The 22,357-nt window shown below is 42.5% G+C and carries 14 protein-coding genes; 6 read left to right on the top strand and 8 right to left on the bottom strand.

Annotation, left to right across the window (positions count from 1 at the left end; all coding sequences use genetic code 11):
• Positions 1-155: 155 nt before the first annotated feature.
• A complete protein-coding gene (locus tag R1T43_RS04315; protein ID WP_317353247.1) occupies positions 156-980 on the bottom strand; it encodes an alpha/beta hydrolase in 825 nt (274 codons plus the stop codon).
• 687 nt (positions 981-1,667) lie between these two features.
• On the opposite strand from R1T43_RS04315, the gene R1T43_RS04310 reads away from it, so the two are divergent.
• Together R1T43_RS04310 and R1T43_RS04305 are read left to right on the top strand one after the other, a co-directional pair.
• Entirely contained in the window at positions 1,668-2,399 is a 732-nt protein-coding gene (locus tag R1T43_RS04310; protein WP_211071567.1) for a FadR/GntR family transcriptional regulator, read from the top strand.
• A gap of 238 nt (positions 2,400-2,637) precedes the next feature.
• Positions 2,638-4,101, top strand: a complete 1,464-nt coding sequence (locus tag R1T43_RS04305) for a polysaccharide lyase family 7 protein (RefSeq protein WP_317353245.1) — start codon at positions 2,638-2,640, stop codon at positions 4,099-4,101.
• Between the two features lie 105 nt (positions 4,102-4,206).
• Here the strand turns inward: R1T43_RS04305 and R1T43_RS04300 are convergent, their stop codons facing one another.
• The 7 genes from R1T43_RS04300 to R1T43_RS04270 all read right to left on the bottom strand — a co-directional run bounded on the left by R1T43_RS04300 (position 4,207) and on the right by R1T43_RS04270 (position 17,532).
• A complete protein-coding gene (locus R1T43_RS04300) occupies positions 4,207-5,154 on the bottom strand; it encodes a hypothetical protein (protein ID WP_317353242.1) in 948 nt (315 codons plus the stop codon).
• Positions 5,155-5,394: 240 nt separating this feature from the next.
• Entirely contained in the window at positions 5,395-8,427 is a 3,033-nt protein-coding gene (locus R1T43_RS04295; RefSeq protein ID WP_317353239.1) for a TonB-dependent receptor, read from the bottom strand.
• Positions 8,428-8,478: 51 nt separating this feature from the next.
• Positions 8,479-11,196, bottom strand: coding sequence for a chondroitinase-B domain-containing protein (locus R1T43_RS04290; RefSeq protein ID WP_317353236.1), 2,718 nt, complete (start codon positions 11,194-11,196; stop codon positions 8,479-8,481).
• Positions 11,197-11,632: 436 nt separating this feature from the next.
• Positions 11,633-12,634, bottom strand: a complete 1,002-nt coding sequence (locus tag R1T43_RS04285; RefSeq protein ID WP_317353233.1) for a polysaccharide lyase family 7 protein — start codon at positions 12,632-12,634, stop codon at positions 11,633-11,635.
• A gap of 45 nt (positions 12,635-12,679) precedes the next feature.
• On the bottom strand, positions 12,680-13,975 hold the full coding sequence (locus tag R1T43_RS04280; RefSeq protein WP_211071571.1) for an MFS transporter: 1,296 nt from the start codon (positions 13,973-13,975) through the stop codon (positions 12,680-12,682).
• 75 nt (positions 13,976-14,050) lie between these two features.
• The gene (locus tag R1T43_RS04275) at positions 14,051-16,372 is read right to left on the bottom strand and encodes a polysaccharide lyase 6 family protein (RefSeq protein WP_317353229.1); all 2,322 of its coding nucleotides are present in this window, start codon (positions 16,370-16,372) and stop codon (positions 14,051-14,053) included.
• A gap of 413 nt (positions 16,373-16,785) precedes the next feature.
• Positions 16,786-17,532, bottom strand: coding sequence for an SDR family NAD(P)-dependent oxidoreductase (locus R1T43_RS04270; RefSeq protein WP_211071573.1), 747 nt, complete (start codon positions 17,530-17,532; stop codon positions 16,786-16,788).
• 771 nt (positions 17,533-18,303) lie between these two features.
• Here R1T43_RS04270 and R1T43_RS04265 point away from each other — a divergent pair.
• The 4 genes from R1T43_RS04265 to R1T43_RS04250 all read left to right on the top strand — a co-directional run bounded on the left by R1T43_RS04265 (position 18,304) and on the right by R1T43_RS04250 (position 22,277).
• Positions 18,304-19,182, top strand: a complete 879-nt coding sequence (locus R1T43_RS04265; RefSeq protein ID WP_159533141.1) for an NAD(P)-dependent oxidoreductase — start codon at positions 18,304-18,306, stop codon at positions 19,180-19,182.
• 420 nt (positions 19,183-19,602) lie between these two features.
• Complete coding sequence (locus R1T43_RS04260) at positions 19,603-19,947, top strand: cupin domain-containing protein (protein WP_057789516.1); 345 nt, start codon at positions 19,603-19,605, stop codon at positions 19,945-19,947.
• A 4-nt stretch (positions 19,948-19,951) separates the two neighbouring features.
• Positions 19,952-21,259 (top strand): MFS transporter, encoded by a 1,308-nt coding sequence (locus R1T43_RS04255; RefSeq protein WP_211071575.1) that lies wholly within the window; start codon positions 19,952-19,954, stop codon positions 21,257-21,259.
• A gap of 454 nt (positions 21,260-21,713) precedes the next feature.
• Positions 21,714-22,277, top strand: a complete 564-nt coding sequence (locus R1T43_RS04250) for a DUF2780 domain-containing protein (RefSeq protein ID WP_317353218.1) — start codon at positions 21,714-21,716, stop codon at positions 22,275-22,277.
• Positions 22,278-22,357 lie beyond the last annotated feature (80 nt).

The raw sequence follows: 22,357 nt of genomic DNA, 5'->3' as shown, positions 1-22,357 counted from the left end.
CAAAATAGACGTATTTATGCTAACCATTCATCGTTAACAAACACATCCTGCAATAGCGCTGTTTTATTCATTCAAAAGGAGGAGAAGATAGAGGCGGCTAACAAGATAGTTACCCATATTACCGATGTTAAGCCGCCAGAAGTACTTTAGTAAAGTTACAAGAACGCTACAAGTGACTCTGACACAGATTCAGGTTGCTCATCAGTAACCCAGTGTGCCGCGCCTTCTATCCATTTGATTGACGAATCAGGGATGGTATCCGCTAGCATTGGTGCATATTTCGGTTTCTGAAACTCGTCCTTATCACCCCACAGAATCAGTGTTTCATGGGGAAGGTTATGCAATGCACCCACTATGGCTTCAGTATATTCTTTGTTAAGCCTACGCATATTTCGGAAAAAGGCAGACTTCCCTTTCTCATTACTCCACGGCGTAATGTATAACTCTATCATCTCATCAACCGGCACCTTGTCTCCGTAAACGCCGTTTGGAATGAAATCTTCAAGAATACCGCTAAATTTTTCCACACTCGTGCTTTCTTCGAAGCCAGGCTCTAGCATGGGTTCAAATTCGGGAATGGGCCAAGAGTCGAAACAAACGCTGTCAATTAACACTAGCTTGTTTACCTTTTCAGGAGCGTTCACAGCCATCAATTGTGCTATACCACCGCCAATGTCATGCGCCACCACGTGTGCGCTAGCTATACCCAGTGCATCCATCAACTTTAAAATGATTCGACATTGCGCGTTAATGGATACATCCACATCGGTTGGCATGTCAGACTCACCGTAATTGAGAAGATCGGGGGCAATCACCCTGTGTGTCTGACTAAGAGTTGGAATTACATTGCGCCAAAGAAATTTATTAGTCGGTATGCCATGCAAAAGCAACACCGGCACTCCTTCACCAACATCCTGATAGGCAATATTATGACCTTCAATTTTAGCGTATTGCGTTTCAACAACCGTATTAGTACTCATTAAACCCTCCTAGTTTGTCTGCCATCGCTAATCTGCAAAAAAAGACAAGTTTGCGTCTCTCATCTTGTTTTGCTCACATAACTAGTACCAATGCCTATGAGCGAGAGATCAAAAGTGATTGGTTCTTCGACCTGCAACTACGCTTACAAACTTTTAGTGTCTAGGGGGAAATTGATTAGTAAGTATTTATGTTGTATTTGGAAACCGGGTTCGAAATTTTATTATGAATAATCAATTATGTTAATACTGAACAGATGAAACCAGTGAAAAATGAACATTAAATGTTAACCAATTGATAATTTAAAGCGCAAAAAAACACCCCAAATTGTTGACCAATACACTCTATATGCTATAACTAATAGAAGATAAAATCCTTCAAACCCTTAGTTTTTGAGCACCTTCAGCTGTAAATAGCATAATTTCAATCTCGTTGGTGCACATAAATATATGATTTGATAAGCCTCTTTTAACAAATACTTCTGTATTTGTAGAATAAGACGTAGAATATCCTGAATTGATTGTTTTAAATGGTAGGTTTTGTTAGCGGATTTAGCAGAACAAACGCAGCTAGGCACCGGTATGCTTGAACCTTTTAAAGCAATTGAATTGTGTTGAACAATAAGTACAATTTAACCGATTAAGTTGTATCTGTTTGTACCTAATTATTGCAGTTATAAGGTTTAGTTGATGAAAAATCGTCGCATGTTCTGGCATATCGTTGAAAAAATAGAAGCGCAAATTGACGCTGGCCGATATCCCCCTGGAAGTCGCTTGCCGCCAGAAAGAGAACTTGCCGAAAATTTCGACGTCAGCAGACCAACCATCAGAGAAGCCATTATTGCACTTGAGGTGCGAGGCCGCGTGGAAGTTAAAGTAAGTTCTGGTGTGTATGTGCTAGACAATCAGCCTCAACAAAGTGAAGTGCAACGTATTAGTGCTTTTGAGCTTACACAAGCCCGCGCGCTGGTAGAGGGCGAAGCGGCGGCACTGGCGGCGCTTTCAATAACCGATGAAGAGCTTAATAGTCTTAACGACACCCTTATTGCAATGGAAAATGACGACGAGCCGGAAAAAGCCGATAGAGAATTCCACTCTATTATCGCCAAGGCTACTCGCAATAACGCACTGTTATTGTCTATTCAACATTATTGGAAGTTAAGAGAGTCTCAGCCTCAAATCATATCGTCGTACAAAAGCGTTTGCAGCTCCAGTAGTCAAGACCGGCTAGAAGAGCACAAGCGTATATTTATGGCGTTAAAATCACGTGACTCACAAAGTGCGCGAACCGCTATGCATGGACACTTTAATCGATTGATTAATGCTTTATTTGAAGCTTCAGAGGCCAAAGCTTTGGAAGAAATCAAAAAGAAATCAAGCGAGACCCGAGACAGATACTCTATTACTCATTTAGTCGGTTAAGCCGACAGCTAGACCTATCACTTAATATTAAGCCGCTTAATTCACCTTAAGCGGTTTTTTTATGTCTGTCCCCCCCCTTCTAGAAGATATTCAGTAACAAAAACCTTCACACCAGCAGACTTACCAAAGCGTAAGAACAATAAAGAATTTTGGTATGACATAAGTGTTGGATAAAACTATCCACGCCCTTATACTTGAAACTTATTAATTACATTGCGTTTACATTAAGGAGTGCGCTGTGTTTTCTCAAAAAGTACTGACCAATCAATCTTACCTTTCCCTTTTTACGAGTTCATTACTCGTTCCACTACTGCTAACCGGCTGTGGTGGCGGTGGAAGCTCCGGCAGTACATCCCCGGTTACAACAACCGCTCCACCTGCTGTTGAAACACCTGTAACTGAAGTTTGCTCTAACAAAATACATACCATAGTCAGTGCAACCGATGATGGCAGTTCGGCAACAGAGTTTTCGCCTGCGAATGCCATCGATGGAAACACCGCTTCAATATCAAGATGGTCTAGCGATGGGGTAGATAAAGCCCTCACGCTCGACTTAGGAACAACTGAAACCGTTGGCGCGCTTACCATAAAGTGGTTTGAAGGCGCTGAACGGGTTGCCAGCTTTTCGGTTGAAACCTCTGTTGATCAGAACACATGGGTTACTGTTCTCACTCAAGCTGAATCGAAAGGTAACCAAAGTGGCTTCGAACTCGTCAATGTCGACTCATCGCAAGCACGCTATGTCAAAATTACTGGGTTAGGTAATAGTGAAAACACCAACAACGGCATTGTTGAAGTACAAGTTCACCGTTGTGAAGACGCCACAGGGCTATTTACCGACGTGTTACCGAGCGAGGTAGGTATTGAACTTGTGGATTGGTATTTAAGTGTTCCTACCGACGATGACAATACTGGAACGTCTGATTCTATCTCGGAAACTGAGCTTGCTGGCGGTTACAGTAACTCAGAGTACTTTTATGCGTCAGATGATGACGGCATTGTTATGCGCTCACCAAGCTATGGCTTTAAAACCTCAACAAACACCAACTATGTACGGGTCGAATTGCGTGAAATGTTACGAAGAGGCAACCGTGCTATAAGTACACAAGGAGTGAATAAAAATAATTGGGTATTTGGCAGTGCATCCGCAGCAGGGCAAGCAGATGCTGGCGGCGTAGATGGTGATTTACGTGTAACCCTTGCAGTAAACAATGTGACTACCACCGGTGAAAACTATCAAATTGGCCGACTAGTAATAGGTCAAATACATGCCAATGATGATGAGCCAATTCGCTTGTATTATCGCAAGTTACCGAGTAATGAACTTGGTTCAGTGTACTTCGCGCACGAAAGCCGTGTTGAAGACAGTGAAGGCGATAATATTGAAACCTATGTCGAACTCATTGGCTCAAGAAGCAATTCAACCAGCAATCCTGTTGATGGCATTGCTCTAGATGAGAAATTTAGTTACCACATAAACGTGAACGTAAACTTATTGACCGTGACCATTAGCCGTGAAGGTAAAGCTGATGTTACTGCACACTATGATATGAGTGAAAGTAAGTACGATGAAGACGGTCAATATCACTATTTTAAAGTGGGTGTATACCACTTAAATAACTCGAGTGATCCCGACGAATTTGCGCAAGCTACATTCTATGAAATTAAAAATAGCCATACAGGGTATACAAGCAGCGAATAGACAAAGAGTAAGGTGCTAATGACCCATTAGCACCTTAGTTTTTTAGAGCGTTTAAGACGCTTACACACCATATATAAGTTAAGCTTCTATAACGCATCCTTGTGCTTAGCCATGCCTAATCAACGTCTTCGGACGTCCAATTATCATCATTATCCCCCCTAATATTATCAGTATTAATCCCGATGGTTCGCTGACCTCTGCTGTCGTTGTAGCGAACGAGCTAGCCAGTACAATTTCTCCATTAATAATGGAATCGTCAAACACTCCTCCAATACCTGGGGGCGAGACCGAAAAAATTGAGTTGTATAAATTACTTACAGAAAAATCGCTGAACGCTACTCTCACTGCATTTCGCGATTCAGCGCATAGCGTATTAGAGCATTCACTACTTACTTCGTTGACGAATATACCTAGCCCGAAATCAGCAATATTTAACCCTGCAAACAGAGATTGATTTTCCATCGCAGACGCTGTGGCTTTGACACCTAACAAATCTACCTCCAAGTTCGTGATAGTTGAACCACCAGCAGTAGCAAGCGAATATGACTCTCCTGAAATGGCGTTTGCATCAACTTTTGACGTTGTACTCAGTAAATCTGCAGTTATAGATAAGAAACCGTTGATCCCCAGTATGCTTGAAATCAAATCAAGTGACAGTTCATTTATAGTAGCGGCACCTAAAGTAGAAAAATAACTAGGCAAAACGCTGGTTAACGAGGAAGTTGATAATCCATCTATGACACTAGCTGAAATATCTCCTTGCCAACTCGAATTATCTATAAATGTATGTGAATAAATCCCTGCGGTTAAATCTGCCGCTGCTAGGGTACTACTATCCGTATAAGCATCAGGGGCACTGCCATTTGTGTGAGAAATATCCACAACCGCACTTGCCAAAGAGTCTATCGTCAAATTAATGTGTACGGCATTTCCGTAACTACTACTGATAACACTCGCATTCACTGTGTTTATAGAACTTGATACTGCCACTATACCCACTGTAAGGCATACTCTGAGCAGCGTGCTTCTCATATTATTCATATTTAATCGCATACGAACTCCTTTATTTTTTGATTTCGGCGATGTAGTAAATTATCGATAAACGACACATTTACGCTTAAATAATAGACAGCGGGAAGACTTCTACGACATAGGGAGATCCCCCTACTTTGATAATTACGCTTTGGAACAATAAGTGATGAACACAAAAAAAAGGCTACCAGTCTTTCGACTCGCAGCCTTTTTTGTTGCTAAGATAAACCCACTGTATTGCGGCTATCCTCGCGCTATCTATTAGTATTTCAAGCTAACGCCTGCGAATAAGCGAGGACCGTAATCGTTCACTTCACCTAGGTTACCTTGTACATAGTAATCCTGTGATTTAGGCGCACTGAATAGGTTAATGGCTTCAAGTTTCACGCGCACATGCTCGTTAACTTTGTAAGACATACGCGCTTCCCATACACCTACTTCATCTACATAACGTAAACGGGTACCGTTACTAGTGTAAGGTTGGAAGTACTCACTACGATACTTGTAGATAATAGCCGTATCTAAATCGCCAATTTGGTAGTAAACCTGAGTACTGAATACATGCTCAGAGAAACCTGGTACCGAAGCTGGGTCAACAATACCTGCTGTTAACTGCGTGGTGTTACCGTCTACGTCAGTGATAAAGGTGTCACCATACAAACTGTCTTCAAACTCGAAGTCTGTGTCTGCGTAGTTGTAGCCTATTTTAACACCGATGCCGTTGTCCCAACGGTAAGCGATTGACGCTTCTAAACCAAAAATGTCACTCTCATCATCGGTAGTTACAGAGTTGGTCACTGGAAGTGCAAACTCTTGACCATCAATAACGAAGTTTTCTAATACTGTACGCTGTTGGAAACCACCTTGGAATTGCTTGTAGTACAAGCCAAACGCAAAGATTGAATCTTCGTTAGGATACCATTCGAAAGCAACATCATAGTTCCACGACATAAGCGGCTGTGTATCAGGGTTACCTGAACCGTTTACACCTACTAATAAATCGGCAAGTGACGTTGGCGCTAAGTCATCATCGGTTTGGAACGTACGGCTGTAACCTAAATCAGATGGATCGGCACGTGACATACCACGGTATATACCACCACGAATAAGAATATCATCGCTATAGTCCACAACTAAGTTGAAGCTTGGAAGCACTTCAGTGTAGTCACCGCCACCTTCAATTCTTTCGAGTGAGTCGCCGCTCACTAAGCTAATAACACCTAGCTCGTCAGTAACAACGTCGAATGAGTTTCTAAAGCCCACTGAAGTAACTTCGGTATCTACAATACGCACACCAAAGTTACCACGAATGTACTTGTTAAACATTTCTGTATCGTAACTGGCCATCACGTATGCAGAGTTAGTTTTTTCAGTTACGTCGATAGTACCACTGTTTTCATACTCTACATCTGGGTAGCCAAACTCTCCGTTTTGAGATGCAACTACAGCTTGTGAGAAACACACGTTATCGTAAGTAGCCCAAGAAGAGCCGCCACCAATTACATTGCCGTCACTATCGACATTTGTAATGAGGTCGCCATCTGACACACCGTCTAAGAAGTCCGATTCAGGAAAGTCTTTCTGACAGCTCTGCAATAACTCAAGTGCATCTGCATTTGCAGTATCTAGCGTAAACTCGTTGCGTGAACCATTACCTTGGCTACCACCATATTGAATGAAGCTCAGTTCAGATGTTCTCAAGCCTGCTTGAACACTGGTGAACACATCGCCACTTAGTGCATATTCAAAATCTAAACGTGCAGACTTAATTTCGTTATCGCGTGTATTTTCTCTATCGATACGAGTACGAAGGCTATCTGTGTAGTTAGAAATATCAGTAACATCGAAGTCACTTACAGTGAAATGAGGAATATATTCGCCCATGTCCCAGCTAAAAGATTGTCTGTCAGCAGTTCTCGCACGGTTAGATATTTGTAACTCTTCACGTGACGTTTTTGAGTAAGCCAAATCCAATTTAACCGTTAATGCATCAGTCGCGTAGTGCTCGATATTCAAGCCGTAACCACGGTAGTTCTCTTCACGAGAAAATTGCTCGCCTGAAGATTCAATACGATCTTGCCCTTCCCAATGCAGAATACCACCCACATCGTTGGTCACCAATGTAGGACCAGTAAGCCCAGGAATAGCACGTTTTTGTAAGAAGATTAAATCGTGACGTGATTCTTGTTGCGTTCTATCCGACACCTGCGCATCAAAGTTAATATCCCAAGACTCAGAAGGTTGGAACTGAAGCGCTAAGAATAGTGCATCACGTTCATCAGACGTTTCATTTTGACGGTAACTACGGCTGCTTCCAGTCCATGCGTACGGCGTACCATCGCTAACCGCTTTGCCTGTTTCAGGGTCAATGGCCGTATCGTAGCCTTGGTTACTGCTGCCGCTAACTTGGTCTTCACAGTCACCTGCACTACTACGGTAGAAACCTTCGTTAGTGTTAGTTGGGTCGTTCAAACACGCCCACAGTGAAGAACCTGTAGGGCTTGAACTTCTGTATTCTGCTTCTGGCTGACTGATATCTTGACGTTGCAAACCAAAAGAAATACCTAACGCTTGGCCGTTATCAAATTCAAACTGGTCTACGTAACTAAAGGTTCCACGAAAACCTAGATCACCTTGAAGTGAGTTGTCTACGTTACCTTCGTCAGGGTTGTAGTTAGTTTTAACTTCACCTTGAATACGTTGCTTGCCGTAATCTAGCGGCTGTACTGTTTCTAGTGAAATAACACCGGCCACACCACCTTCAATCATAGAGGCGTCTTGGGTCTTATAAATAGCCACTTTCTTCACAAGCTCTGAAGGGAACTGTGAGAAGTTTACCGAACGGTCACCACTACCATTTGTCGCTTCACGACCATTGATATGTGTAGCACTCAAAAACGGGCCAAGACCACGAATGGTAATTTCAGTAGCACCACCATTTTCACGGTGAGAAGCTGCACCAGTAATAGACTCTAGTGCTTCACCAATTGAAAGTGCAGGCAATTCACCAATATCTTCTGATGATAAACCATCAACAACCGTTGTTGATTCACGCTTAATAGCAATTTGGTCTTGAATTGTCTTTCGTGTACCAACTACGTCGATAACTTCGACGTCAGCCTGGTCTTCTTCAGTTACATTGGCTTCTTGAGCGTGAAGTGAAAATGCGCTGGTAGTGGCTACACTGGCAATAATTGCCGTACGTACCCACTTGGCCACAGGGCGAAGCGTGAATTCAGCATTCTCCACGTTATCACCGCTCAAGGTTTTACTCTGTTGTATTTTCAACGACATTACGAGATCTCCGTTGTGTCTTTTAATGTGTATAGGGCTGTGTGTGTTGTGTTATTCATCGTCTGCTGTCCATGTAGAGCCTACGCCCACATCAGATGCTTGAATGTAGTAAAGGCCTTTCGCACCAGCAATTGCCTGCGCACCGCTTCCGTCTGTTTCGATAAGCGTGCTCTCAGCAACGACAAATTCAGGCACTTCTTTGCCATTTCCAGCAGGGTCTTGGTCAATGGCGCCATCGGTATCAAACTCGCCATTTCCATCGATATTTCTAATATCTACCCAGTCATCAGAGGTATCACCCGACATGTAGCTGTCGCTAAAACCAAAGTTGTTGGTGAGGGTTGATTCTGTGTGGTTGATTAGGTCGCAGTCGTATTCGAAGGAATGGTCACTGAAACCACCGTCGGCATTAAGGTATAAACCTTCAGTCGAAGCGTCATTGTTTAAGCCATTGGCAATTAAGTTCGCGTCAAAGTCGATAACGAAAAACTGGTTACTAAGGCCGTATAGTGTTGTGGTTTCCGCTAAATCATCACAATCATCAACACCTGCTTTTGAACCAATTTCAGTACTAAAGACGATAGGTTGTAGCGAGTTAAGTACCGTGTTGTTAGTCACGGTAAGCGATAGGTCGCCAGAACCGTCTAATACCGCTTGGTTACCAGAATTTGGAACGCCGCCGTCAGCTTGAGAGAATGGGTTTACCGTGAATACGATGCCGCCAGCCTCTTTGTTGCCAGAGCGAATACCCGCAATATAGTTGTTGGTAATGGTGTGGCCTAATGGCGTTACAAGAACACCACTTGGTCTTTCGCTAGAGCTTGCAATATCGGTTGTACGGATAATGATGTTATCGCTAACCGTATTAAACCCACCGTCTTCTAGTGAAATACCACCACTAGCATCAACGATAGTGTTGCCTTTAATAGTGGCACCTGAGGTTTGAACTCGCATCAAGCGGCGGCCAGTAGTCACATTGTCAATCAAGTTATACTGAACCGTGAAGTTAGCCATGTCCGCTGAATCGTCGCCAGTAGTACTACCTAGGTTAAGCAGAAGAAGGCTAGAATTACCGAAGTTTTCATTCGGGCTTTCGCTAAACAAGTTGTATTGAATAATGTGGTCAGCACCAGAAGAAGCTAGTTTAATAATAGAGCCTTCTGCAGCCACTGAGCGGCCAGAGAAGTTGTTACGTTCAATAAGTGCGCCGCTACCTTTCACTACCATCCAATGGAAAGCGTCATCAGGGTAGTTCAATGAAGCTTGTTCATTACCCATGGTGTTTTGCGAGAAAACGAAGTTATCACCTTCAGAATAAATCATGGCTTCTTCGCCGCTATCACAAGTAGAACCTGAAAGGGTATCGATATCGGTGAAGGTTAAGCCTGTTACCGCAGCGCCATCAGCCGAGCTTGCAACGTGAATACAAAAATCACCAGTAAAGGTAGGGGTTTCACCTTCAACCGCACGAAGTTCAATACCACTGGTTAATTCCAGCGCAGCCATACCTGTATAGGTATTCGTATTTAAGCCGAGTACATCGCCATCAGCTAAGCTAACTAATGCAGATTCAAGCGCTGTAGCATCACCTACTACTTGGGTATAAACCACAGAATCTAACGCATCCGTTACTGTGTCAGTAAACGAATCGTTATCGGTATAAGCTGCACTCACTGAAATAATCGCGCCTGCATAAGCAGTTGGCGTAAAAGTTTTAGCGTTTGAATCGGCAATTTCAACACCATCAGCTGACCAGGTGTAAACAACGTTCGCTTCATCAATGCCGTTATTATCAGTGATTTCAGCCGTTAGTGTGGCACTGGCCAAGTAAGGCGCAGTACCCATAATTTCGATACTACCCGCTTGGTCTACCGCAACGCTGGTAACTGGAATAGTGGGTGCAGATGTAATGTCTTCTTCAAAACCGTTGTCATCTACATAGGTGACTTGCACGGTGATCACTGTGCCAACCAATGAGGCACCTACCACGTAAGTACTGTCGGTTGCGCCATCAATGGCCGCATCATCAGCATACCACTGGTAAGAAATATCACCTGTTGCACCGTCTTCATCAGCAATTTCGGCGGTAAGCGTATTGCCTACTGTCGGCGTACCTGTAATAACAACTGCACCCTCAGAGTTAACTCGTGCCACTACATCCGTTGCCGCTGAAGTGACAGATTCACTAAAACCACGATCATCTTCGAATGTGGCATTAGCAGTTATGACTGTGCCGAACTGAGCGTCGGTAAGTTCTAATTCTGCAGTAACTTCATCTTCTATTTGCGTATCGTCCGCGAACCATGCGTAAACGATAACCGCATTTTCAATTCCATTTTCGTCAGCAACGGTGGCTGTTAACGTTGAACCTACAAGTGCGTCGCCACTCAGCGTAATTGTCGCATCTGATGCAATAGCCATTACATCGTCGGTAGGGTCACTGATGTGGGATTCATTAATGCCACCATCATCGGTATAAAGGCCTTGAACTGTAATTGGTGAACCAATCTGATCATCGGTGAGTGTGAATGATGAAGAGTTAGCGCCTTCAATAGCAACACCGTCGGCGTACCAGTAATAGGTTACGGTGTCAGAAATACCATCAGGATCGCTTACGGTCGCACTTAGTGTTTCACCGCTTATTGCCGTCCCTGAAAGCACAATTGAACCCAATGTATTGGGATTGTTGTCTGAACTAACATCTGTACTAACGTTACAGCCTGTAATTGCTGCAGCAATGGCACAAAGTGCGAATGTTTTAAACTTCATAATGGCTCTATTCTCCGAGTGATTGGTTTTGGTTATTAAGTAGCGAACCACACCATATTATTACCAAATTAAAGAGTTATAGGTTACCAATTGAAATTACATTAAGACAACATTGTTAACCTGTCGGCACATATAACCACAATAAAATAACTTTTACCACCATTATCATGCCATTGCGATAACATTTAATTCACAAAGATGTTTCTAGATCTTGCTGACAGGGCTAGCAACTTTTGACCAATGGTGAACACATTGTTATTACCAATTTATTTTTACGGTGAATGTTGGGTATAAAGCGTCAAGATACACTCGCGAAGAAGTGCTAAAAGTAAGGCATGGTGCCATGTGGAGTAGAGTTAAGAAGAGTTGAATTGAGCAGAACGAAGTGAAAAAGGGACATCATTAGGGTTAATAATACGAGTTTGATTACCCCTTTTTAATGTTGATTCTCTAGATGATAAAAGGTGGCTTGTACGTAATCTTTATCTGAGCCGCTGTTGTTTTGATTATAAACACCCGCTTTAAAATACATATACTGGTTGTTTTTGTTATAACCACTTTTGCTCATATCAAAGCTTTTGGTTAGGTTTGATTTACCCTCACGGATTAAGGTCACAAATAAGATGTCGTTTTGTACCGTAATCTTATAACTAAACTTTTCGTTAAGGGCTATCCCCTCTTCAGGATTTTCTAACGTATGAGAGCGACTTCCCACCATGTTGACCCATACATCATCGCCACCGTTAATTTCATGGGCAAAGTAGATTGAGCCGTTGTCATTGCCAGGTAACTTGCGGAAATAGAGTCTAATGGGTTCGTCATCAGTCGCATGAATTTGCCCTATAATAACTCGACCAACTTTGTTCTTGTCTCCGGTAGTAGAAACGCGATTTACCGCAAGAGTTGCTTCTAGACTGCCTTCCACCGCCCCTGCTTTACGCTTGACTGAACCGTGCGCCGAATTAAGCACCCAATTGTTCTCGGTGACCCCCTTCGTTTTAATGCGGGTGTTACCTCGTCTGAGCATTTCTCGTAATTCAGTTCGTGCGTACTTGGTATTTTTAGATGTTTTTGCCCCAGCATTAGGGCAGGCAAATACCATTCCTCCGTCTGTAGCTGTGTAAAAAAGCGGCTTCAATGAAAAACTATCGCTTAACGCTTTTTCATAAATGATGTCGGCTTTTAAATCTTTATTTAAATCGGTTGGGAGACTAAGTGTCCAACTTAATAAATCAAAATTATCATTGGGAGATTTTGAAGGGTCAAGTGAATTGAAATCACCAAGCAACTCCCCTTGAGGAAGTGCTTGATGTGATTCAGGAAGTGTATGGGTAGCCGCTAAACTTTCAGCTAGTGAAGTATTAGCAGCCACGGTGTTCGCCAGTGTTAATGTAGTAAAAACTACACTGCGTATTAACGCTTTTGCTGTTGCCGCCATAAACGCTACCTACCCTATTTACACAGCCATAAAGCTAAGCGATTACTATCGCTTAGCTTCAACCGGTTCAATTTTAGGGCATAGAACCCAAATACTTAGTACAGCAACGATGGCAAGTGCCGCACCAATAACAAAGACCACTGTGTAACTACCGTCAGCAGTTAACGAAGGTACTGCGTATATCAAAAGTCCTGCCGCTAGTTTGGCCGCCATACCCGCAAAGCCAGCCAATGTCCCCACCGACTTACCGCCGAATAAATCGCTAGGCAAGGTTTGTACGTTTCCAATTGCCGTTTGAAAGCCAAATAGAATAGTGGCCATAATTAATACAGCAGCAACTTCACTGTTCGGGTTAGATAACATCAACAATGCTGGCAACATGATTAAGCAACCCAGCGTAATCACTAACTTACGCGCTTTGTTTACTGACCAACCTGCTCCCAGTCTGTTTTGCGCAAGCAGTCCGCCGAACCAAGCACCTAACATGGCACCTACATAAGGAACCCAACCATAAATAGCCAAGCCCTTCACATCCATGGCATAAACTTCTACCAAATAGGTGGGGATCCAAACAATAAATAGCCACCAAATAGGGTCGATTGCCGCAGTGGCGATAATCACGCCCCAACTCTGTTTGTGTGATAACAACTGCCCAGTGGTAGGCGTGTATTCAGCAATAGCGCTGCCATCGGCATTGGTCGCTTCGTTTCTTTGGCCGGTAAGGATGTACTCTCTTTCTTCATCGGTGATCCAAGGGTGTGAGCCTGGTGGCGATTTAACCACGATGATCCAAGGAATAAGCCAAAGTAGACCGGTACAACCCACTATTACGAAGATGGCTTTCCAACTGAAAAATAAGGCAAGGTAAGCAATGAGAGGAATAGAAATAATGCCGCCAATGGCTGCACCAGAGTTAAATATACCTTGAGCTAAAGCACGCTCTTTAGTGGGAAACCACTCGGCGTTAGCTTTTGCTGCGCCTGGCCAGTTTCCTGCTTCTGAAACACCTAAGATGGCACGGAACACACTGAAGGTTAATATGCCTTGTGCAAAAGCATGCAGCACGGTAGCAATAGACCAAATACCAATAGAAAGAACAAAACCTATGCGTGTGCCTACCCAGTCAAACACCTTACCGAATATAGCTTGGCCGAAGGCATAGGAAAAAAGAAATACAATACTAATAATACCGTACACTTCTTTTAATTCGGCATCCGTTTTATTGGGGTAAATCTCCTTTCCCATAAACGGCCACAATACACTAAGCGATTGTCTATCTATGTAGTTAATCACTGTTGCCAGTGCAACCAGTGCAATTACCCACCATCTCAAATTCTTCATGTTACTACCTTACCTAATATTACTTTGTCGTCATTTTTATAAAACGTACTGTCTAAAGCGTTAGCCCGCAGGGTGTCACTTCGACTGGTTCCCTTTTAACGTTGCCGTTGATGCCCCTTTAGTAAAGGTTTCGGTCACTTCAGGAAGTGGCGTAGAATCAAAGGTGTTATTAAGAATTTGAGTTTGTGGTTCACCTACCGTGTGATCGATAGTTACTAGCTTGCTATCTACAAACGTATTGCCACTAATTAGGCTTTGTTGCACACCCAGTAGGAAAATAGAAGACTTAGATTTGTTGCGCTTCCCCTTTCCAACATTAGTGATATCACTATCCGTCAAGGTGAAGTGCGGGCCAAAGGTACTTTCATCTGTGCCGCCGCGATAAATTTTTGCAATGGCACCTTCAATGTTCGAAAAAGTAGAATTTTTGATGGTGACGTATTCGGCATTGTAAATGCCTAAATCATCTTGCTCTTTATCTAGTCGCAATACGTCACCCGTGATGTTTTCAAATACACTGTCAGTAATGTCGATGTTATCGGCTAAGCTTCTGTAACCCGCATCAAATACATGAGAGGAATGGTTCACGTTTAAATCGGTAATGTGCGTATTGTGAATGGCAAGCTTGTGATTAAACAAAGTAGGCAACTTAGTGTTGCGGATAAGTACATTGCCTGCACTGTCAGGCGATTTTTTACCTGATATATTTAGCCCATCCAGTTTCAAGCTTCCCCCATCTTCAATTTCAATCATTAAAGAGCGCATGGGGTACAGGGTAACTGAGCGCGGTGACTCTGCTTTAAGTGTTACTACGCTTTTAACCTGCATCTGTTTGTTTAGCGAGTAACTTCCGGCTTTAAGCAGTATCGTACTTCCGCTTTCTGCTTCGGCCACAGCACGGTAAAGCTCATCAGCAGAACTTACGCTAACAGTTTTACCAGAATCAAATTCTATAGGTAAACCTGCTTTCTCATACCAGTTTACGCCTGTGTCTTCTTTTAGCGTTGGGTTTAAAGATGCGGGTGCGCCAACCTCTAATTGCTGCGCTTGTTTACTTTGCAACAACCCGTTTTCGCCTCGTACTAATTCGATATTTTTAACATCGAATCCCTGGGCTAGCTCATCTTGAGGCCGTTGACTAGCGAAGTTATTTTTAAAGGTAATGCCAGAAACATCATCAAAGATTTTAAATGGATTTTCAGCGCTTTCATTTACAACTAGGTTGTTAGAAAAACTGCTGTTGATAGGCGTCGCCGAGCGTTCTGCGTCACTACCCGCTGCTAGGTTGATATTATCCAAGTTCACCAAGGTATTGTTATCAATTTTGGCGTTTTTAACTTGGTGATATCGGTTAATCGATGAATTTGGTACGCCATTCATTACGGTAAAACCGCCACCAAATCGAATACCCGTTAACCCTTCCATGTAGTTATTACGAACCGTTTGGTCGGCATTAATAATACGGATACCACCGGTGTGGTGTTTGCCATTACCAAAGAACACATTCCCTTCCACTAGGTTTCCATTGCCGTGGCGAAGGGTAAGCGTACCTCTGCTTTCAAAAAATACGTTATTTAAAAATTGGTTCTTACCCGATTTATTCGAAATGATTTCTACTTCGCCGTTACATCTGTCGAAATAGTTATTTTCAACAATGGTAAATGAGTCACTTAATGAATACTTACTGGTACCAATGCGAAGGGTTTCACCACCATTAGAGCCCAAAATTGGACGAGGGCCAAAGTAGTTGTGATCGATACGATGATGATTTTGTTGGCTATCTTCCGTATTCAAGCGCACCGCCATTGTGACGCCCGCGTTACTTTTCCCTTCTAGATGACTGTGGTCGAAGCGGTTGTGCTTACCGTACATCACAACCCATTTATCAGAGTTGAATTTATCTGGATTACTGAACCCATCAATAACCACTTGAGTAACCCTGGAATGGTAAGCAAGGTTATCGTCGTTCTCTTTAAATGATACTACTTCACCGGTAGGACTATATCCGTCTTTAAATACTAAGCCCTCTACGACAAGATACTCACCTGCTAGTCGAAGGTTAGATAACCCTGACAAGACGACACCACCGTTAGTTTGCGCTTTTAGTGTAATGGGCTTTTCTGGTGTACCGACACCTTTAAATAAAATTTCAAAATTTTCCCAAACGCCATCAGCAAGTACAATGGTATCACCCGCTTTTAACGACTCAGCTTGTTTGAGAAATTGCTCTTTGTCGGCAACTAAAATGCCACCTGATTGAGATACTTGTAACAAAGGATTGGAAACATAGGCGCTGTCTTCTTTTACACCAGCTTGTGGGGAAGTTGAATTACAGCCGGCAACAAAAAGTAGGCTACAAGTGACTAAAACAGGAACAGAAAACACACTAGCATTCATGCAAACAACCTAAGTTATCTGAAAGACGACAATCGTCTTTATATGATTAAAGAAGGGGCTCTTCAACACTTAACACTTGCATGAAGCATAGCAGCGATATCAAATAATGAGGTGCTGATTAGCGTCATAGCAAAAGTCAAAAATGTTTCAACTTGAGCCGAAAGATACTAGGTATCAATGTAACCAACCCCACAACACAATGTCAACCAGTTGTTAACTTTCTATATTACCAATTAATATACCTATTGATATTACCAAACCTTAAGGTAAGCATAAGAGCATGATTTAATGGGACTATATTAACTTCGAATTTGTAAGCCAAGTAAAAATAAAAGCCTCTCGGAGGAGGCTTTTATTTAACTATCGGTAATAATTTATCAACATCTTCGTTGATAGAGTTTAGTTATTAACTGTTAAGAGAAAAGTAAGCCACCGTTAATATCCACATTATTGCCGGTCATATAAGACGCATCATCACACGCTAAAAATGCCACCAGCTTTGCGACTTCTTCAGATGTACCTTCTCGCTTAATACAGGTGGCCCCTGCTACATTTGAGCGTACATTGTCTGGAGTGAAGGTGTCATGAAATCCGGTGGATATCATACCTGGGCAAACTGAATTCACGCGGATATCTGGTCCTAGCTCTTTCGCTAAGCCCCTTGTAAAGGTAGAGACAGCACCTTTAGATGTTGCGTATGGGATAGCGCCACCGCCACCGCCATCTCGTGCGGCTTGAGACGAGAAGGTAACAATTGAACTACCCGGTTTCATGTGGGGGATAACCCCTTGCACCATGAGGAACAAAGACGTTAAATTTACATCGAGTACTTTATGCCAATGTGCTAAGTCCATTTCCACTATCTTTTTACGCTCTACCAAACCACCTGATACGTGGACTAGGCAATCTATTGCCCCATAAGTCGACAATGTGGTTTCAACCGTATTATGAACATCAGCTTTTTGAGTGAGGTCGGCATGAATAGCAATAGCATTCCCTCCCGCAGCAACTATCTGCTCAACAGTGTCTTTCGCCCTGTCTGCACTTGCCTGATACGTAATAACAATATTAGCACCACGAGCAGCAAGCTCTACCGCACAAGCAGCACCAATATCTCTGCCCCCACCCGATACAATTGCAACTTTACCTGTCATCGACATTGTCTTATCTCCCGAAATTCATGTTTCTATGTAAGTAGATATTCACGCGAAAGGCTCGTTGATAGTAAACCAGTGAACTGGATGACTCGAATCTATGGCGAAAACTGCTAGAATGAATATCTGAATCTGGTTTAACCCTCAACCTGTTCAAAGACTAACCAACCCAATCATAGTCGTCAACCCACTACCAAACCACTAGTTACCAATTAAAATTACCAAATAGATCAAGATATTCACGGTTATTAAACATTTCAAATGCACTATCAATGAACAATAAAAACCATTAGATTTCAGTAGCATGAATTAATTAAGCTTTGTAAAATACAATTTTACGGCAAAGAAAACCGTTAACAAAAAATTCAAATTAAAATTAAAAAACAAACCAAATTAGTACCATTTTTTAATTATTGGTTGACAATATGGCATGATACTAATAATGTTTTTGATATGCTGATTGGTTCAAGAAGCAAAATGGACTGTCATCATACTAGTCGATAAGAGACACGAATTAAGTTTGGCATTGGTTAATGGTGAATATTTAATTGGTAAGTGGTCTTTTGATAGGAAGAATGTATTGCCCCTTCAATTTTAGCGGGTACATCTATCATCAGTTACTCTGTTCATTACTGAGCCCAATTATTTAGCGAGACGTTAATCTTAAGCTCAAATTACTTATTAAATTAATTAGAAGCAAGATAGCGCACTCGGCTATGAAGTGAAGTTCACATCACTCTCATCACAGCCTGTGCCATGATATTTTAGGAGTTATACATGTCAAAACCTGTCATCGGTTTCATCGGTCTAGGCCTTATGGGCGGCAATATGGTCGAAAACTTACAAAAGAAAGGCTACGAGCTTAATGTAATGGACCTTAACAAAGATGCGGTAGCAGCATGTGTTGCTAGAGGTGCTAAAGCAGTTTCTTCGGCTAAAGAACTAGCTGAAGCATCAGATATCGTTATGCTTTGTTTAACTACTTCAGCCATTGTCGAAAAAGTAATGTATGCAGAAGACGGCATTCTTGCAGGCATGAAAGAAGGCTCTGTATTGGTAGACTTTGGTACTTCAATTCCTGCATCTACTCGCAAGATTGGTGCTGACCTAGCAGAGAAAGGCGTTGGTATGATTGACGCACCTCTTGGTCGTACACCAGCTCACGCTAAAGATGGTTTGCTTAATATTATGGCTGCAGGCGATATCGATACCTTCAACAAGGTTAAGCCTGTACTAGAAGACCAAGGCGAGAACGTTTTCCACCTTGGCGCATTAGGTGCTGGTCATACAACTAAGTTAATCAATAACTTCATGGGTATGACAACAGTATGTGCAATGTCTCAAGCATTTGCTGTAGCTGACTTGGCTGGCGTTGATCGCCAACAACTTTTCGATATTATGTCGACAGGTCCATCTAGCTCACCATTCATGCAGTTCTGTAAGAACTATGCCGTTGATGATGTAAGTGATCTTGGTTTCTCAATCGCAAATGCGAATAAAGATCTTGGCTATTTCTTACAAATGGTAGAAGACTTAGGAACACAGTCTAAAATTGCAGAAGGTTCATCTTCTAACTTGCAGGCTGCATTTGAAGCTGGCATGGGTAACGGAAACGTACCAGAAATTTTTGATTACTTTCTAAAATTAAAAAAGTAGATCCTGTCTGAACTACTTGGGTGCTTGATGCCAACCAATCGCTTTATTAATATTGGTTAGTATTAAGCCCCCTGTTACACCTCAATTTACAAAGCAAATAACTAGACTACTGTGATTTTTGGGGTTACTAGGCTATAACGAAAGCGCACACCTGTAGTTAACGTGCTGTGAAGTTAACCGAACTCTTACTGTGTTAGTAACTGAACTGTTTCATTAACAATAAAAAGGTGAGGTAACACCCTATGTGCTTCTTATCCTACATCACACAAACAAGACCCTTTCTTTCTACCGTATTTGCTTCGTTTAGTAACAACACATCTCTGAATGACACTCGTTTCAAATTCACATAAGAATTCAAACCCTATTTGTTAAATGGTAGACCGCCATTTAAGAGCTATTTAATTATTAGGAGCAAGTAAAATGCAAAAGCAAAGCGCACTTTTTTTATCAGGCAACGAAACTGAAATAGAAGATATCGGCGGCGGGCTAAAACGCCAAATGCTTGGGTATAACGAAGAATTAATGATGGTTAAAGTCTTTTTTGACAAAGGCGCAGAAGGGTACGTGCACGCGCACAGACACTCTCAAGTCACTTACGTTATTGAAGGTGAATTCCACTTCAGCATCAACGGCGAAGTTAAGGTAATGAAACCGGGTGATAGCTGCCTTATTCCACCTCATGCAGACCACGGCGCAGTTTGTCCTACTGGCGGCATTTTAATTGACACATTTAGTCCTCCTCGCGAAGACTTTTTAGAGGAATAACATTGTGAAATTAAATGGCTTACGTTGGTGGGTAATCGCATTAATTGCGCTTGCCACCGTGATTAACTATATCGACCGTCAGGCGCTCAGCGTATTGTGGCCTGATATTGTTGAAGAGTTATTTCCGGATGAATCAGCGTTAGAACGCAAGCAAATTTACGCTAATATTTCCATTGTGTTTGTATTTGCTTACGCGTTTGGGCAAGCCATTTTTGGTAAGATTTTCGACTGGGTTGGTACTCGTTTAGGCTTTGTATTGTCTATCGGTGTATGGTCGTTGGCCACCATTGCTCATGCATTTGCACAAGGTCTATTAACCTTTAGCCTCTTTCGCGCCATATTAGGTGTTGCGGAAGCTGGCAACTGGCCAGGTGCGGCTAAAGGGAATGCAGAATGGTTTCCCACTAAGGAACGTGCACTCGCACAGGGTATATTTAATTCCGGTGCTGCCATTGGTGGCATAATCGCTATACCCTTGATTGCATTTTTAACCGTTTATTTTAGTTGGCAAATGCTGTTTGTTGTTGTGGGTGCAGTAGGATTACTTTGGTTGATTCCTTGGTTAATTCTAGTGAAAGCGCCACCTGGCGCACACCCATGGATTACTGATGAAGAGCGTGAGTACATCCTTACTGGTCAACGTCAAACCACCATGTCAGCTGACTTAGTTGAGACTGAAGTAGAAGAATATAACCCTTCTACTAGCGAGCTACTTAAGCGCAAGCAAAGCTGGGGCGTAATCATAGCCTCTGCTGCTATTGACCCTATCTGGTGGCTGTTTGTATTCTGGATCCCTATTTACCTAAATGAAGTTTATGCCATGGATGTTAAGTCTATCGGTATTTACGGCTGGGTACCTTATGTGGGCGCAATGTTCGGTGCTTGGTTTGGCGGGCTTCTTGCTCAAAATAGACTTAAAGCTGGCTGGAATACAGATAAAACCCGAAAGCTAACCATCACCCTTGGTTGCTTAATTATGCTTCCTTCGCTTTTGGCTATGTCGCAACCTGGTTCCCCAACTATGGCGGTGATTATTATGGCGATTATCTTGTTTGGATTCCAAACCGCCATTGGTAATGTACAAACACTACCTAGCGATTTACTGGGTAAAAAAGCCGTAGGCACCTTAGCGGGTTTTTCAGGCATGGCTGCAAAGTTAGGCGCGGTCGGTTTAACTGCATTGGTCCCATACCTTACCGCTGATGGTAACTATGCTCCTGCGTTTATCATTGGTGCGTCACTTGCCATTGTAGCAATGGCGGCAGTATGGGTATTAATCCCTAAAATTGAACCACTGAAAAAGCTAGACTAGATTTAGACTAAAATAAGCATTGACGATGGCTACAACACACAGGTTGTAGCCATTTACCTGCCGGCTTACATTGCCTTATGAAGTAACAACCTCAAGTACTACTTCCCTACCCAATGTGTGTAGACGATATTTCCCCCTGCGCTTTTACACGATGCTTTCGACCCAAAGCACTTAGCTTAATAACAACTCTTAGCCTCATATAAAACGCCCGCCTATTCTATAAAAGATAATGACCACAGGACTTACTGCACGCATCGTATTTCCCCACACGAATGTAAAGCGGCTTTACACTTTATTTCAGGCAATAGCACTAAATTTACGTTAGGATAGCGCTTCAGAATACCGCCGAAATTTCACCTATCGCATTATCGAGCTATGCTTGCGAACACCTTACTTTTAGTGAGCTGACACACTAGCTAAAGCCCGGTAGATTTCTACTTCAAAGGAAAGTCTTATGAAAATTTTATCTTTATTCGTTATCGCTACATTATCATTTTCGGCACACGCTTCTGCCAACGACACGCTTAACAAACTAAAAGGTATGTTGGGTGATGCCAATACATCCACTTCACAAACCACAGAAGCAGCTGAGGCTAGCTCGTTGGATGTGTCTAGTTTGGTCAGTATGGTGTCAGAAAATTTAGGCGTAAGTGAAACGCAATCTGAAGGTGGTTTAGCATCTATTTTTGATTATGCTAAAGGCAACCTCACTACTGCTGATTATTCAGAACTTGCCAGTGCCATCCCTGGGTTAGACTCTTTGTTAGAAAACGTACCTTCTGTTGCGGCAGATTCTACCAATGGCGGTTCAACCATGTCAGGTTTACTAAGCAAAGCCTCTGAATACAGTAGTTCTCTAGGTTCTATAAACGAATTGAAGCAACAATTCGATGCACTGGGTTTAGATGCAGATATGATAAGCAGCTTTATCTCACAAATTAACACTTACCTGAACAGCAATGAAGAAACACAGTCTTTACTTCAGTCTGGTTTAGGTAATTTAGCCTCAATGCTTTAATATTTATTTTTGGCGGCTGAGTGAGTGACCTATGCCATCACTTATTCGCCGCCTTTTCCTCTTCTTTTTAATACGTCTAG

The organism is Alteromonas sp. CI.11.F.A3 (assembly GCF_032925565.1).
GTDB lineage: Bacteria > Pseudomonadota > Gammaproteobacteria > Enterobacterales > Alteromonadaceae > Alteromonas.
This window is presented reverse-complemented; position numbering and strand designations above follow the sequence as displayed.